The following is a 13827-nucleotide window of genomic DNA, read 5'->3' as shown; positions in this document are numbered from 1 at the left end:
TTTTCCCGGAATCGGCGATCCCGACATGCTGAGTCACGCCTTGGCGCTTCTCGCGGCGGCGGCGCCGACTTCCGACGTTCCGCCGCCCGCCGCCCCGCCCGAACCGATTGCGACTGCGATACCCTTGCCGCCACCAGCCGATACGCCGCAGTGGCAGATCGTCATCGACCAGCAGGTCATCATACGCGTCCCGGCGCAGCGCTCGTCTCTCAACAACTTTGCTCCCAGCTCCGCGCCAACCGTCCGGCGATACGATATGCCGATCGAATGGAAGGAGAAGAAGGGGCCGAAATGTGTGGCCATGCGCAATATTGTCGGAATGCAGGCCGCGCAGCGCGACAGCATCGACCTTATAACCCGTCAAAAACAGCGGCTTAGGGCTCACCTTAACCGCGGATGCCGTGCGCTCGATTTCTATGCCGGCTTTTACATGCAGGGTAACGAGGACGGCAATCTCTGTGCGGGACGCGACGAGCTCCACGCGCGTACGGGCGCCAAATGCGAAGTCGACAAGTTCCGGGTGATGGTCGCTGTCCCGCGCGACGACGATTAATTGCCCGCTTCGTTCGGCTTTCCTTGACTTTTCCCCGCACTTTCCCCTAGTGGCGCCCGAGTGCTGGCGGGCGTGGGACGTCGCGCTGTCATCTTTTCCGGACATGTTGACCTTATGAAATTTGCCGACCTCGGCCTATCCGACGAACTTTTGCGCGCCATAATCGAGGCGGGCTATGACACGCCAACACCGATCCAGGCGGGCGCCATCCCCTCGGTGCTGATGATGCGCGACATGATCGGCATCGCGCAGACGGGGACGGGCAAGACCGCCTCCTTCGTCCTGCCGATGATCGACATATTGGCGCACGGCCGCACCCGCGCGCTGATGCCACGCTCGCTGATCCTCGAGCCGACGCGCGAACTCGCGGCCCAGGTCGCCGAAAACTTCGAGAAATACGGAAAGTATCACAAGCTTTCGATGGCGTTGCTGATCGGCGGCGTACAGATGGGCGACCAGGTCAAGGCGCTGGAAAAGGGCGTCGACGTTCTGATCGCGACGCCGGGCCGCCTGATGGACCTGTTCGAGCGCGGCAAGATTTTGCTCACCGGCTGCAACCTTCTGGTGATCGACGAGGCCGACCGGATGCTCGACATGGGCTTCATCCCCGACATCGAGCATATCTGCACCAAGCTGCCCGCGAACCGCCAGACACTGCTCTTTTCGGCGACGATGCCGCCGCCGATCAAGAAACTCGCCGACAAGTTCCTCTCGAATCCCAAGACGATCGAGGTGGCACGCCCGGCGAGCCGCAACGAGAATATCGAGCAGTTCGTCGTCAAGACCAGCGAACGCGGCAAGCGCGACACGCTGCGCGCGCTGATCGAGGAAGAAGACGTCGGTACGGCGATCATCTTCTGCAACCGCAAGACCACGGTGCGCGAGCTGGCAAAGTCGTTGCAACGCTATCGCTATCGCGCCGGCGAGATCCACGGCGACATGGACCAGTCGAGCCGCATTGCCGAACTCGATCGATTCAAGAATGGCGACATCAACATTCTGGTCGCATCCGACGTCGCCGCGCGCGGGCTCGACGTGAAGGGCGTGAGCCATGTGTTCAACTTCGATGCGCCCTGGCACCCCGACGATTATGTCCACCGTATCGGCCGCACGGGCCGCGCGGGGGCGCAGGGGCGGGCGTTCACGCTCGTCACCCCGTCGGACGACGAAGCGCTCGACAATATCCAGAAGCTGACCGGCTACAATATTCCGGTCCACGGTGGCACGGCCAAGGCTTCGCCGGTCGCCGACGAGACCGAAGCGCCGCGCGAACCGAAAAGCGGCCGTCGCGGAGCGAACCGAAACAAAGGTCGCGACGACGCCCCTGAAGCGCCGCGCGCTCGCGCCAAGGCGCCGCCCAAGCCCCCGAAGGCAGCGCCGCGTCCGCCGCGCGACGACGAATCCGACGACGGGTGGAACGGCCCGCTGCCGGACTTCCTCTCGGTGGGTTTCGGAAGCTGATTTCGCCGATCATTCCAGAGCGTAGTTTGAACTGACGTCGGCCTTGGGGCGGGGAGCGGACATTTAATCCTCCCTGTGGCGAAGCTATCGGGAGGGAGGAGGCCACGCCCGCAAGGCGTGGTGGAGCGACGGCGAAGTCGCGCCAATCGCCCCTCCGGCAGCGACACGGAGATATTCGACGCATCCGTCCGTCATTTCGGTCGCTTCAAGGGCGTTTCATGCGATGCCCCGCCTAGATCCGGACCAGCATCTTTCCAATGTTTTCGCCCGCAAACAGGCCGAGGAATGCCTCCGGCGCGGCGTCGATGCCATCATGGACCGTCTCGCGGATCGTGACCGCGCCGCTGGCGATCAACCCGCCCATGTCGGCATAGAATTCCTCCATGCAGTCGAAAAACTGATCGGTGTAGATAAAGCCTTCCATACGGATGCGCGCCGGGATGGTGCGGATCAGATATTTCATCTCCTGTGGATGTCCGTCGTTATAGACGTCGATCATCCCGCAGATCGCAAAGCGCGCGAAATCGTTCGCAACCGCGAACGCCGCGTCCAAATGCTCGCCGCCGACATTGTCGAAATAGACGTCGATGCCCGGCTTTCCGAGGCCTTCGAGGGCGGCGGCAAGTTGGGGCAGGACCGGACCGGCCTTGTAATCGACCGCGGCGTCGGCACCGATGTCGGCGATCCACGCGCATTTCTCGGCGCCGCCCGCCGAGCCGATGACCGTCATTTCGCGTGCCTTCGCAATCTGGACGACCGCCGACCCCACCGCACCCGCGGCCGCCGACACGAAAACCGTTTCGCCCGGCTTGGCGGCGGCGACCCGGAGCAATCCTATCCACGCGGTGCCGCCCGTGAGTCCCATGTTGTGCAGGAAAGTCTGAGGCGGCATGCCCGCGTCGAGAAGCTGCCTTGGCAGTTTGTTGGGCATCAGGTCGAGCCCGATGACACCGCCATCGCGCCAGCCGCCCATGTGGAGGATGAGGTCGCCGGGCGCGAAGCCGTCCATCCGGCTTTCGACCACCTCGCCGATCGCGCCGCCGGTCATCGGCTCACCGAGCTGGAAACTGGCGGCGTAGCTTTTCGCGTCGTTCATCCGGCCACGCATATAGGGATCGACCGACAGCCAGCGATTGCGCACGCGAAGCTGGTTCGCTTCAAGCGGCTGGTCGGGCAAATCGCGCAGCGCGAAATTATCCATCGTCGGCAAGCCCTGCGGACGACTCACCAAATGCCATGCCTTCGCCATCGGAACCCCCCATTCCCATGTTTCAACGCGTAACCGGCTCTTTGGTCAGAAAAGCCGTTGCCACTGTCAAGCGGGATCGTTAAGACGCCGCCGTCGCGGGGCCGTAGCTCAGATGGGAGAGCGCTGCAATCGCACTGCAGAGGTCAGGGGTTCGATTCCCCTCGGCTCCACCAGCGACCCTTTTCCGGACAGGCAATAGCGTGCCGTTACGACACGATCAGGCGGGCTGGACGAAGCCGTCGAGGACGCGCTTCGTGCCGGCCTGTTCGAACTCGACCTCCAGCTTGTTGCCGTCGATGTCGGCAATTGCCCCATAGCCGAATTTTTCATGAAACACGCGCATCCCGATCGCCAGATCGGCGCGCGGCCTGGCGCCAACGGATGCCGCGGGGCCTTTTTCGCTGGGCGCGGGGGCGCGGGTGATCGTCGAGGATTGCGCCACGGCGCGCTGCCACGCGGGTCCGCGGGTCATCGTCCGCGAAGGCTGGCGTTCGGCGACATGTGCGAAGGGATCGCCCTGCGCCGACCAGTTGGCGCGCCACAGGCTTTGTCCGCCGCCGAAGCTGTTCTGGCTTTCGACATGTTCGGGCGGAATTTCGCCGATGAAGCGGCTGGGAATGCTGCTCATCCACTGGCCATAGATGCGACGGTTGGCAGCATGATAGATGCTCGCGCGGCGGCGCGCGCGCGTGATCGCGACATAGGCGAGGCGGCGTTCTTCCTCGAGGCTGGCGGTGCCGCCTTCGTCCATCGCGCGCTGTGACGGAAACACGCCGTCTTCCCACCCGGCGAGGAATACATGGTCGAATTCGAGGCCCTTGGCGGCGTGGATCGTCATGATCGTCACGGTTTCCGACTGATCGTCATTGTCGCGGTCCATGACGAGGCTGACATGCTCGAGGAACGCTTCGAGCGAATCATATTCCTCCATCGCCCGAACGAGTTCGGAGAGGTTCTCGAGCCGCCCCGCGGCCTCGGCGCTGCGATCGGCCTGCAGCATCGCCGTATAGCCCGATTCGTCGAGGATAAGCTGGGTCAGCTCGGGGTGCGACAGTTCGCCCGCCTTCGCCTGCCAGCCACGCATCTGCGCGACGAAGCCGGAAAGGCTGCGCCGCGCTTGCGGCGTGAGTTCGTCGGTCTCGGTGATCCTTGACGCGGCGTGGAAGAGCGGCGCGCGTTCGATGCGCGCGAACTGGTGGATGCGTGCGAGCGCCTTGTCGCCGAGGCCCCGCTTCGGGACATTGACGATGCGTTCGAACGCAAGGTCGTCGGCGCTCGACTGAACGAGGCGCAGATAAGCGAGCGCGTCGCGGATTTCGGCGCGCTCGTAGAAGCGATAGCCACCGACGATGCGATAGGGCATTCCGATCGCGATAAAGCGGTCTTCGAACTCGCGCGTCTGGAATTGCGCGCGCACAAGGATTGCGGCGCGGTCGAGCGAGATGCGCTGGCGTTGCAAATCCTCCAGCTCTTCGCCGATCCGCCGCGCTTCTTCGGGCCCGTCCCATACGCCGACGACGCGCAGCTTGTCGCCGGGGTCAAGGTCGGTCCACAGCGTCTTGCCGAGCCGGTCCGAGTTCTGCGCGATCAACGCCGATGCGGCAGCGAGGATTTGCGGCGTCGAGCGATAATTTTGTTCGAGCCGGATCACCGTCGCGCCCGGGAAATCCTTTTCGAAGCGAAGGATATTGGCAACTTCCGCGCCGCGCCACGAATAGATCGACTGGTCGTCATCACCGACGCAGCAGATATTCTTGCGCGCCTGCGCGAGCAGGCGGAGCCAGAGATACTGGCTCGCATTGGTGTCCTGATATTCGTCGACGAGGATATATTTGAAGCGTTGCTGATATTGTTCGAGCACGTCGCGGTGCGTTTTCAGGATGACGAGCATGTGGAGCAACAGGTCGCCGAAATCGCAGGCGTTGAGCGTCTTCAGCCGCGCCTGATAGAGCGCGTAGAAATGCTGTCCCTTGCCGTCGGCATAGGCTTCCCTGTCGGCGGCGTCGAGGTCGGCGGGGGTGAGGCCGCGGTTCTTCCACCGGTCGATCAGTCCCGCAAGCTGGCGCGCGGGCCAGCGCTTTTCGTCGAGCCCTTCGGCCTGGATAAGCTGCTTGAGCACGCGCAACTGGTCGTCGGTGTCGAGGATGGTGAAATTGCTCTGGAGCCCGACGAGTTCGGCGTGGCGACGGAGCATTTTCGCCGCGATGCTGTGAAAGGTGCCAAGCCAGGGCATCCCCTCGACCGCATCGCCGATCATCCGCCCGATGCGCTCGCGCATCTCGCGCGCCGCCTTGTTGGTGAAGGTCACGGCAAGAATTTCCGACGGCCAGGCGCGCCGCGTCGCGATGATATGCGCAAGGCGCGCGGTGAGCGCGGCGGTCTTGCCCGTCCCGGCGCCCGCGAGCATCAGCACCGGTCCCTCGGTCGTCAGCACCGCCTGCCGCTGCGGCCCGTTGAGGCCGGCGAGATAGGGCGCGTCGGATGCGTCGGGCAGGGGGGACGGGGTATCGGTCACGCGCGAACGATTAGGGAACGCGGGGAGGGCTGTCCAGTGCGTCGCCGCGATTATGCGGCGGGTCGCAAGAGTGTGAGCTTTGCCTTGCCGACCTTGCGCTCGGCGTCGATTTCATACCCTGCGACGTCGACCTTTTCGCGCTCGCCCGTCTCGATCGACACCCAACTGTCGGGCGCGATCCAGCCGAGGCGTCCAAGCTTGTCGAGCGCGACGCTGCCCGCGCCGGTGGCATATGGCGCGTCGAGCAGGAGCAGGTCGAAGGCGCGCGGTGCGGGACCCAGAGCGAGGACCGAGCCGGCGCGCACCTCGGCACGCGTCGCGGCCCCCAGCGCAGCGATATTCTTGCGCAGCGCATCGAGCGCGTCGCGGTCCTGCTCGGCAAACAGGCAAAGCGCTGCGCCGCGCGACAGCGCCTCGATGCCAAGCGCCCCCGATCCGGCGAAGAGGTCGGCGACGGCCAAGCCTTCGAAGCTGCCGAGCCGGCTTGTCAGCATCGAAAAAAGCGTTTCGCGCGTCCGGTCGGCGGTCGGGCGGGTCGCCTCGTTTCTGGGCGCGAGCAGTTTGCGGCCGCGCCATTCGCCAGCGATCACCCTCATTTGTCGAGACGGCGGCGAAACTGGAAAAGCGCGTCGCGCGGAACAACCTCGACTGCTCCGGTATCGAGTCCGTCGAGCAGGAATTCGCCATAGCGCGTGCGGATCAGGCGGCTGACCTGCAGCCCCAGATGCTCGAGCACGCGGCGGACCTCGCGGTTTTTGCCTTCGGTCAGCGTCAACTCGATCCACTGGTTGCGCCCGGTGCGGCGCTCCAGGTTGGCGTCGATCTTGCCATAACGGATGCCGTCGATCTCGACGCCGAGCATCAATTCTTCGAGCTGCGCCTGGCTGACGTCGCCAAAGGCGCGTGCCCGATAGGTGCGCTCGACCCCGCTCGCGGGCAATTCGAGCTGGCGTTTGAATTCGCCGTCGTTGGTGAGCAGCAACAGCCCCTCGGTATTATAGTCGAGCCGACCCACGGGCATCAGCCGCGGCAGGTCCTTGGGCAAAAGGTCATAGATCGTCTTGCGCCCTTTCGGATCGCGCGCCGCAGTCAGGCATCCTGCGGGCTTGTGAAAGCGGTAAAGGCGCGTCGAAACGGGCTTGGCGACGGGATTGCCATCGACTGTCAGGCCTTCCGTAGTCGCAAGGAGCGGCGCGGGCTGCGAAATGATCTCACCATGAAGCGCGATACGGCCTTCCTCGATCATTCGCTCGACATCGCGGCGCGAACCGACGCCGGCGCGGGCCAGCAACTTGGCGATGCGTTGCGGTCCTTCCTCATGTTCGGTTGGCGCAGCTTTGCGCGGCGATTGCGAAGCGCGCGCGGCGCGGCGGCCTTTTGGGGCTTCGCGGTCGGGCGTGTTTCTTGGCGGGCGGCGGGTCGTCATCGGAACGGATGCGGCTTTCTTGTCGTTTTTGGAAAAGGAAGTGTTGCGTTGTGACCACGCTCATAGCCGGAAAACTGTCGCTTCGTCGATGGCAAGCAGAAGCGATATTGCAGGAAGGGGAAGAGCGGGTCATGGCGGTTTCAAAGGGAGTATTCATGCTCTTCGCGTCTCGCCCGTCCTGCATCAAGCGGCTGCTGGTCATCGAGGATGACCCGCTGGTCGCGTTCGACAACGAGCGGACGCTGAAGCACAGCGGCTATCAGGTCGTCGCGTCAGTCGATTCGGGCGAGGCGGCGGTGGCGATCATCGCGTCGGAACAGATTGACGCGCTGGTGCTCGACCTGGGCCTTGCCGGACATATGACGGGACGCGAGGTTGCCCGGCTGGCGCGCGATCGCGGGATGGCCGTACTGCTGGTAACGGGCCAATGCCCCGACGATGCCGCCGATATCGCCGACGCCTTCCTTGGGAAACCCCACGGCCCTTCGGCGTTGATCGGCGCCCTGCGCGCGATCGAGTCGACGATCTGCAAAAACGAGGCGCCGCGCAAGGTCAGCGGCTTTCGCATGTTCCGGCGGCCTGAAGCCGCGTGACGCGACAAGGTGCGTCCCGTAAGGGGCGGATCGCGATTTAGTCGCTTCCAATTTATCGACGAAGCATTAGGCCAATATCCCTGGATGCCGCGATGTGCGGGCAGGGGAGGAACCTTATGCAGCTTGGGCTCGACACGGCGGTGCTGGTGGCCGTTATCCTGTTGGTCATCGGCCTCGCTTTCGTGATCCCGAGTTTTGCACCCTATCGCAAACCCATGCCGATCGTGGCCTTCCTGCTCGGCATTTCGAGCGGCTTCCCGCTGACCCTGCTGCTCGGAACGATGACCTTTTGGCTGTCGAAGGTCGGAATCGAAAAGTCGACCATCGGGTTCGCGATCGGTCTCACCACGCCTTACACGCTCAAATTCCTGTGGGCGCCGCTCGTCGACCGCTTGCCTTTGCCGTTCCTGACGCGGATTTTCGGGCAGAGGCGGGGTTGGTTGTTCTTCATCCAGGCGCTTCTCGTCGTTGCGATCTGGCAACTCGGAACGAGCGATCCGACGAACGACAATCTTGCTCCCTTTGCCTTCTGGGCGATTGCCGTCGCTTTCCTGTCGGCGACGCAGGATATTGTGATCGACGCCTATCGCATCGAAATCCTCTCCGATGCGGAATTGCCGCACGGTACTGCCATGAACCAGTTCGGCTATCGAACCGGCAATCTGATCGCCGGGGTCGGGACGATCGCCCTCGCGTCGCCAGAGGGGTTCAATCTCGGCTGGGCGGCCGCCTATGGCTTTACCGCGCTGGCCGTTCTGCCCGCGCTGTTCGGCGCGCTTTATGCCGGAACGGGGCGTTTCGACCCGACGCGGGCCAAGGCGCTCGCGAGCGGCTTCGGGGCATGGCTACAGGACACGGTCGTCAATCCCTTCCGCGAATTTCTCGGGCGCAACGGGGCGGTGCTGATCCTGCTCTTTGTGCTTGTTTACAAGGTCGGCGATGCGATGGGGCAGGGCATGCTGAACCCGATGATCGTCGAACTCGGTTTCAGCGACACCGAATTTGTCGCGATCAACAAGGGAGTCGGCTTTGTCGCGCTGATTGTCGGATCGGCGTGCGGCGCGCCCTTCATCGCATGGCTGGGAATGGGCCGCGCCTTGCTCGTTTCGGGCCTGCTGATGATGTTCAGCAATCTGCTGTTCGCGGTCCTCGCTGCGGTCGGCCATTCGCCGCTGATGCTCGCGATTGCGGTGGGGACCGAGAATTTCACGAGCGGGATCGGGCTGACCGTCTTTGTCACCTATCTCTCCGGCCTGTCGAGCCTTGCTTACACGGCCACGCAATTCGCGCTCCTGTCGTCGTTCGCAGCCGTTGGGCGGACGTGGCTGGCAACCCCCGGAGGCTTCCTCGCCGAAGGGCTCGGCTGGATCGGTTTCTGGATCGTCACGGTGGCAATCGCGATCCCGGGCATGCTCCTTCTCTGGATCCTGTGGCGCAAGGGGTTCGTCGTCGAATCCGTTCGCCAGCCGAGCACCGAAGATGACGGCCACGAACTTGTGCATCCCGAGGAAGGTCGACCAAAGCCGGTCAAGACCTGAGGTCACGCCCCTAGGCTGGCAACTCGCCGTTCGCGGCAAGGACGATGCCCGCCAGATAGAGCGAGCCCGCGATCAGCACGATTTCGCGCGCGGGATCGACCGCGAGGCCGGCGAGCGCTTCTTCGACGCTTGCGGCCTGCCGTGCGGCGGGGCCAAACGCGCTGGCGTCGTGATGTTCGTGACCGTGTACGGGGACGATATTGATCGACGCGAGGCGGTCGGCGAGCGGCGCCATAATGGCTTCGGGATGTTTGTTCGCCAGCATGCCCGCAATCAAATGGATGCGGCGCGGGTCGTTTCGGAGATGCGCGGCAATCTGTATGCCTGCGTCGGCGTTATGTGCGCCGTCGAGCCAGATTTCGGTGCCAACGGGGGCAAGCTCGCTCAGCGGTCCCGAGTTGAGCAGTTGTAAACGTGCAGGCCAATGGGCGACAGCGATCCCTTGCACGATGGCGTCGGAAGACGGGCGCGGATCGGCGAGGTGGAGCATCGCAATGGCAAGGCCCGCGTTGCGCATCTGATGCTCGCCCGCCATGCGCGATGTCAGCAAAGGTTCGACGTCGCCGCGCGCCGATCGCCAATGGAATCCTGCCTCCGCGCATTCGACCGACCAGTCGCGACCCTCCGCAAAATGCCCGGCGCCCGCCGCGGCGGCGCGACCCGCCACGACGTCCATGACCGCGGGCGAATAGCCGAGCGACGCGAGCTTCGAACCAGGCTTGACGATCCCCGCCTTTTCCCATGCGATGCGCTCGGCCGCGTCCGCCGGCGTCCCGGCCTCGGGAGCGAGCAAAAAGGCTTCGTGGTCGATGCCAAGCGACGCGATGCCGCAGACGGCAGGCGCTGGAATGATGTTTGTCGCGTCGAGGCGGCCGCCCAACCCGACTTCGATCACGCAATCATCCGCCGGGACGCGTGAGAACGCCAGGAAGGCCGCGGCCGTCGTTACCTCGAAAAAGCTGGCGCCGAGATCGTCTGACACGTCGAGCACCTCTGCGAGCAACGCCGCCAGATGCGCATCGTCGATGAGCGCGCCGGCGAGGCGGATGCGCTCGTTGAAGCGCACGAGGTGCGGGCTGGTATAGCAATGGACGCGGCGCCCGTCGGCTTCGAGGATTGCGCGGAGATAGGCGCAGGTCGAGCCCTTGCCGTTCGTCCCCGCAACATGGAAGGTACGCGGGAGCTTGTCCTGCGGGTTGCCGAGGCGGCGGCACAGTGCGGCGATGCGTTCGAGCCCCAATATGTCGCGCCCCGGCGACAGCGCGGCGAGGCGGTCGAGTTGGGCCTGGACGGCAGGGTCGGAGCTGTGCGCGTGGTCGGGCATTGCGGGTGGCGCCTTACAATCGGCTCGTCATTGCGAGCGGAGCGAAGCAATCTCCAGCTTTCGGCGTCTCGATGACGAAAACGGGGGATTGCCGCGTCGCTTCGCTCCTCGCAATGACGATACGGGAAAGTCAGGCCGCCTTTTCGGGCGCCAGATAACCGATCAGGCGGCCGAGCGTCGCTGGCAGGTCCTTGCGCGCGACGACCATGTCGATCATCCCGTGCTCGAGCAGATATTCGGCGCGCTGGAAGCCTTCGGGCAGCTTTTCGCGGATCGTATTCTCGATCACACGCTGGCCGGCGAAGCCGATCAGCGCCTTGGGTTCGCTGATCTGAATGTCGCCCAGCATCGCATAGCTTGCCGTCACGCCGCCGGTCGTGGGATCGGTGAGCAGCACGATATAGGGCAGGCCCGCGCGGCGCAGGCGCTGGAGCGCGACGGTCGCGCGCGGCATCTGCATCAGCGACAGCGTGCCTTCCTGCATCCGCGCACCACCCGCGGCCGTGATGGCGATATAGGGGCAGCCGCGCTTGATCGCCTGTTCGACCCCCGCGACAAAGGCTTCGCCGACGGCAACGCCCATCGACCCCCCCATGAAGGCGAAATCCTGCACGCCGATCACCGCGGGTTTGCCGTCGATGCGCCCGAAGGCGTTCTGATAGGCGTCGCGGTCGCCGGTCTGCGCGCGCGCCGCCTTGATACGGTCGACATATTTCTTGGTATCGCGGAACTTCAGCGGGTCTTCGGGCGCCGCGGGCGCGGGCAATAGTTCGTGGATACCGCCGTCGAACAGCTGCGCGAAACGCTCCTTCGCGCCGATGCGATCATGATGCTCGCAGCGCGGGCAGACGTTGAGATTATCTTCCCATTCCTTGACGAACACCATCTGCTGGCACTGGCGGCATTTGTGCCAGAGGTTGTCGGCGCTGTCGCGCTTGGCGCCAAAGGGCAGGGCGTTGCGAACGCGGTCGAGCCAGCTCATGCGGCGATCTCCTTGGCGCTATGGATAGCATCGGCGAGGGTGCGGGTGAAGGCCTCGACATGCGGCGCCGCGGCGTCGCCATGCTCGGCAATGATGTCGATAAAGGCCGATCCGACGACTACGCCGTCGGCAACGCGCGCAATCTGCGCGGCTTGATCGGGGGTGCGCACGCCGAAGCCGACCGCGACGGGCAGGTCGGTCGCGGCCTTGAGGCGCGCAACGGCTTCGTCGATGCTGGCCTGCGCGGCCTGTTGCTGGCCGGTGATCCCCGCGACCGAGACATAATAGAGGAAACCGCCGGCGCCATCGAGCACGGCGGGCAGGCGCACGGTGTCGGTCGTCGGGGTGGCGAGGCGGATCAGGTCGATGCCCGCAGCGCGAAGCGCGGGGCCGAGTTCGGGGTCTTCCTCGGCAGGAACGTCGACGCAGATGACGCCGTCGACGCCGGCACGCGCGCATTCGGCGGCGAACCAGTCGCCGCCGCGGATCGTCATCGGGTTGGCATAGCCCATCAGGACGAGCGGGGTGTCGGGGTGGCGCTGGCGGAAGGCGGCGGCCTGTCCGAAGATGTCGGCGGTGGTCGTGCCCTTGGCGAGGCTGCGCAGGTTCGCCTGCTGGATCGCGGGGCCGTCGGCCATCGGATCGGTGAAGGGCATGCCAAGCTCGATCACATCGGCGCCCCCCGCGACGAGCGCGTCGAGGTTCGCGGCGGTATCACCGTCGCCGCCGGTGATGAAGGCGACGAGTGCGGGGCGCGGCTTGGCGAAGGTGGCGGCGAAGCGGGTCATATAGCCCCCTCGGATGCATTTTCGGCCATGCTTTCCCGCTTCGTCGTCCCGGACTTGATCCGGGATACATTCACGCAACGCCGAAAAAATGGATCCCGGATCAAGTCCGGGATGACGATGGCTGCTAAGGTGTGCCGAGATTTCATCACAGCTTCACCCCCAGCGCATCCGCCACCGTTGCGATATCCTTGTCGCCGCGGCCCGAGCAATTGACGATGATGATCTTGTCCCGGCCCAGCGTCGGCGCGATGCGTTCGGCGGCGGCGATGGCGTGCGCGCTTTCGAGCGCGGGGATGATGCCTTCGAGCTTCGTCAGCTTCTGGAAGCTCGCCAGCGCCTCGGCGTCGGTGACGGGTTCGTAGCGGACGCGGCCGATGTCGTGGAGCCAGCTATGTTCGGGGCCGATGCCCGGATAGTCGAGCCCTGCCGAGATGCTGTGCGCCTCGGTGATCTGGCCGTCCTCGTCCTGCAAGAGATAGGTCTTGTTGCCGTGGAGGATGCCGGGCTTGCCGCCCGCGAGGCTTGCGGCGTGCTTGCCGTCCAGCCCTTCGCCCGCCGCTTCGACGCCGACGATCTCGACCTCCGCATCGTCGAGGAAGGGGTGGAACAGGCCGATGGCATTCGATCCGCCGCCGACGGGGGCGATCAGCATGTCGGGAAGCCGGCCTTCGGCTTCGAGTATTTGTGCGCGCGCTTCGGTGCCGATCACCGACTGGAAATCGCGGACGAGCTCGGGGTAGGGGTGCGGGCCGGCGACGGTGCCGATGATGTAAAAGGTGTCGTGGACGTTCGCGACCCAGTGGCGCAGCGCCTCGTTCATCGCGTCCTTCAGCGTCTTGGCGCCGCTTTCGACCGCGACGACTTCGGCGCCGAGCAGCTTCATGCGAAACACATTGGGCTGTTGCCGCGCGACGTCGACCGCGCCCATGAAGATGGTGCAGGGCAGGCCGAACAACGCCGCGACGGTCGCTGTCGCGACGCCGTGCTGGCCGGCGCCGGTCTCGGCGATGATCCTGGTCTTGCCCATGCGCCGCGCGAGCAGGATCTGGCCGATGCAATTGTTGATCTTGTGCGCGCCCGTGTGGTTCAGATCCTCGCGCTTCAGATAGATTTTCGCGCCGCCCAGCTCTTCGGTCAGCCGCTCGGCGAGCCAGAGCGGGCTGGGGCGCCCGACATAATGTTTGAGCAGCCGGTCGAATTCGGCGCGAAACTCATTGTCCTTTTGCGCGGCGCGATATTCGCGCTCGAGGTCGAGGATCAGCGGCATCAGCGTTTCGGCGACATAGCGGCCGCCGAAATCGCCGAAATGGCCGCGCGCATCGGGTTGCGTGCGGAGCGAGTTGGGAAGCGTGCTGGTATCGGTCATCATATTTTTCCGTCGGGCAAATTGGCTGGATC

General features: G+C 64.7%; 12 protein-coding genes and 1 tRNA gene. 5 read left to right on the top strand and 8 right to left on the bottom strand.

Annotated features, from left to right (window positions below; translation table 11 throughout):
- The first annotated feature begins 25 nt into the window (after window positions 1-25).
- Window positions 26-553 carry a hypothetical protein gene (locus tag JI743_RS01990; RefSeq protein ID WP_201925411.1) on the top strand — a complete coding sequence of 176 codons (528 nt, stop codon included), beginning with the start codon at window positions 26-28 and terminating at the stop codon, window positions 551-553.
- A gap of 114 nt (window positions 554-667) precedes the next feature.
- A complete protein-coding gene (locus tag JI743_RS01985; RefSeq protein ID WP_201925409.1) occupies window positions 668-2014 on the top strand; it encodes a DEAD/DEAH box helicase in 1347 nt (448 codons plus the stop codon).
- A gap of 232 nt (window positions 2015-2246) precedes the next feature.
- On the opposite strand, the gene JI743_RS01980 is transcribed toward JI743_RS01985, so the two are convergent.
- A complete protein-coding gene (locus tag JI743_RS01980; protein WP_201925407.1) occupies window positions 2247-3263 on the bottom strand; it encodes an NADP-dependent oxidoreductase in 1017 nt (338 codons plus the stop codon).
- 97 nt (window positions 3264-3360) lie between these two features.
- On the opposite strand from JI743_RS01980, the gene JI743_RS01975 reads away from it, so the two are divergent.
- Window positions 3361-3436: transfer RNA gene (locus tag JI743_RS01975), tRNA-Ala, on the top strand.
- A gap of 44 nt (window positions 3437-3480) precedes the next feature.
- Here the strand turns inward: JI743_RS01975 and JI743_RS01970 are convergent.
- From JI743_RS01970 to JI743_RS01960, 3 genes are read right to left on the bottom strand one after another with little or no spacing between them, the layout of a single operon-like run.
- A complete protein-coding gene (locus tag JI743_RS01970; RefSeq protein WP_201925405.1) occupies window positions 3481-5778 on the bottom strand; it encodes an ATP-dependent helicase in 2298 nt (765 codons plus the stop codon).
- Between the two features lie 50 nt (window positions 5779-5828).
- Window positions 5829-6374 carry a 16S rRNA (guanine(966)-N(2))-methyltransferase RsmD gene (rsmD, locus tag JI743_RS01965; protein WP_201925403.1) on the bottom strand — a complete coding sequence of 182 codons (546 nt, stop codon included), beginning with the start codon at window positions 6372-6374 and terminating at the stop codon, window positions 5829-5831.
- Window positions 6371-7204, bottom strand: a complete 834-nt coding sequence (locus JI743_RS01960; protein ID WP_201925401.1) for a pseudouridine synthase — start codon at window positions 7202-7204, stop codon at window positions 6371-6373. The genes rsmD and JI743_RS01960 overlap by 4 nt, the downstream gene beginning before the upstream one ends.
- Window positions 7205-7359: 155 nt before the next feature.
- On the opposite strand from JI743_RS01960, the gene JI743_RS01955 reads away from it, so the two are divergent.
- Both JI743_RS01955 and JI743_RS01950 read left to right on the top strand, forming a co-directional pair.
- Window positions 7360-7797: a response regulator gene (locus JI743_RS01955; RefSeq protein ID WP_201925399.1), complete on the top strand. Its 438-nt coding sequence runs from the start codon at window positions 7360-7362 to the stop codon at window positions 7795-7797.
- A 116-nt stretch (window positions 7798-7913) separates the two neighbouring features.
- A complete protein-coding gene (locus tag JI743_RS01950) occupies window positions 7914-9335 on the top strand; it encodes an AmpG family muropeptide MFS transporter (RefSeq protein WP_201925397.1) in 1422 nt (473 codons plus the stop codon).
- 10 nt (window positions 9336-9345) lie between these two features.
- Here JI743_RS01950 and JI743_RS01945 read toward each other — a convergent pair whose 3' ends face one another.
- The 4 genes from JI743_RS01945 to trpB all read right to left on the bottom strand — a co-directional run bounded on the left by JI743_RS01945 (window position 9346) and on the right by trpB (window position 13795).
- Window positions 9346-10659 (bottom strand): bifunctional folylpolyglutamate synthase/dihydrofolate synthase, encoded by a 1314-nt coding sequence (locus JI743_RS01945; RefSeq protein WP_201925395.1) that lies wholly within the window; start codon window positions 10657-10659, stop codon window positions 9346-9348.
- Between the two features lie 130 nt (window positions 10660-10789).
- Window positions 10790-11641: an acetyl-CoA carboxylase, carboxyltransferase subunit beta gene (gene accD / locus JI743_RS01940; protein WP_201925392.1), complete on the bottom strand. Its 852-nt coding sequence runs from the start codon at window positions 11639-11641 to the stop codon at window positions 10790-10792.
- A complete protein-coding gene (trpA, locus tag JI743_RS01935; RefSeq protein WP_201925390.1) occupies window positions 11638-12429 on the bottom strand; it encodes a tryptophan synthase subunit alpha in 792 nt (263 codons plus the stop codon). Before trpA ends, accD begins: the two co-directional genes overlap by 4 nt.
- Before the next feature lie 145 nt (window positions 12430-12574).
- The gene (gene trpB / locus JI743_RS01930; protein ID WP_201925388.1) at window positions 12575-13795 is read right to left on the bottom strand and encodes a tryptophan synthase subunit beta; all 1221 of its coding nucleotides are present in this window, start codon (window positions 13793-13795) and stop codon (window positions 12575-12577) included.
- Between the last annotated feature and the right edge of the window lie 32 nt (window positions 13796-13827).

This window comes from Sphingopyxis jiangsuensis, from assembly GCF_016734905.1.
Taxonomy (GTDB): domain Bacteria; phylum Pseudomonadota; class Alphaproteobacteria; order Sphingomonadales; family Sphingomonadaceae; genus Sphingopyxis; species Sphingopyxis jiangsuensis.
This window is presented reverse-complemented; position numbering and strand designations above follow the sequence as displayed.

What these genes read in the sequence shown, in the direction of transcription:
- JI743_RS01960 (WP_201925401.1), bottom strand. Translation starts at nt 7,204, where the DNA reads ATGACGACCCGCCGCCCGCCAAGAAACACGCCCGACCGCGAAGCCCCA.
- JI743_RS01980 (WP_201925407.1), bottom strand. Translation starts at nt 3,263, where the DNA reads ATGGCGAAGGCATGGCATTTGGTGAGTCGTCCGCAGGGCTTGCCGACG.
- JI743_RS01985 (WP_201925409.1), top strand. Translation starts at nt 668, where the DNA reads ATGAAATTTGCCGACCTCGGCCTATCCGACGAACTTTTGCGCGCCATA.
- JI743_RS01955 (WP_201925399.1), top strand. Translation starts at nt 7,360, where the DNA reads ATGCTCTTCGCGTCTCGCCCGTCCTGCATCAAGCGGCTGCTGGTCATC.
- trpB (WP_201925388.1), bottom strand. Translation starts at nt 13,795, where the DNA reads ATGACCGATACCAGCACGCTTCCCAACTCGCTCCGCACGCAACCCGAT.
- accD (WP_201925392.1), bottom strand. Translation starts at nt 11,641, where the DNA reads ATGAGCTGGCTCGACCGCGTTCGCAACGCCCTGCCCTTTGGCGCCAAG.
- JI743_RS01950 (WP_201925397.1), top strand. Translation starts at nt 7,914, where the DNA reads ATGCAGCTTGGGCTCGACACGGCGGTGCTGGTGGCCGTTATCCTGTTG.
- trpA (WP_201925390.1), bottom strand. Translation starts at nt 12,429, where the DNA reads ATGACCCGCTTCGCCGCCACCTTCGCCAAGCCGCGCCCCGCACTCGTC.
- JI743_RS01945 (WP_201925395.1), bottom strand. Translation starts at nt 10,659, where the DNA reads ATGCCCGACCACGCGCACAGCTCCGACCCTGCCGTCCAGGCCCAACTC.
- JI743_RS01990 (WP_201925411.1), top strand. Translation starts at nt 26, where the DNA reads ATGCTGAGTCACGCCTTGGCGCTTCTCGCGGCGGCGGCGCCGACTTCC.
- rsmD (WP_201925403.1), bottom strand. Translation starts at nt 6,374, where the DNA reads ATGAGGGTGATCGCTGGCGAATGGCGCGGCCGCAAACTGCTCGCGCCC.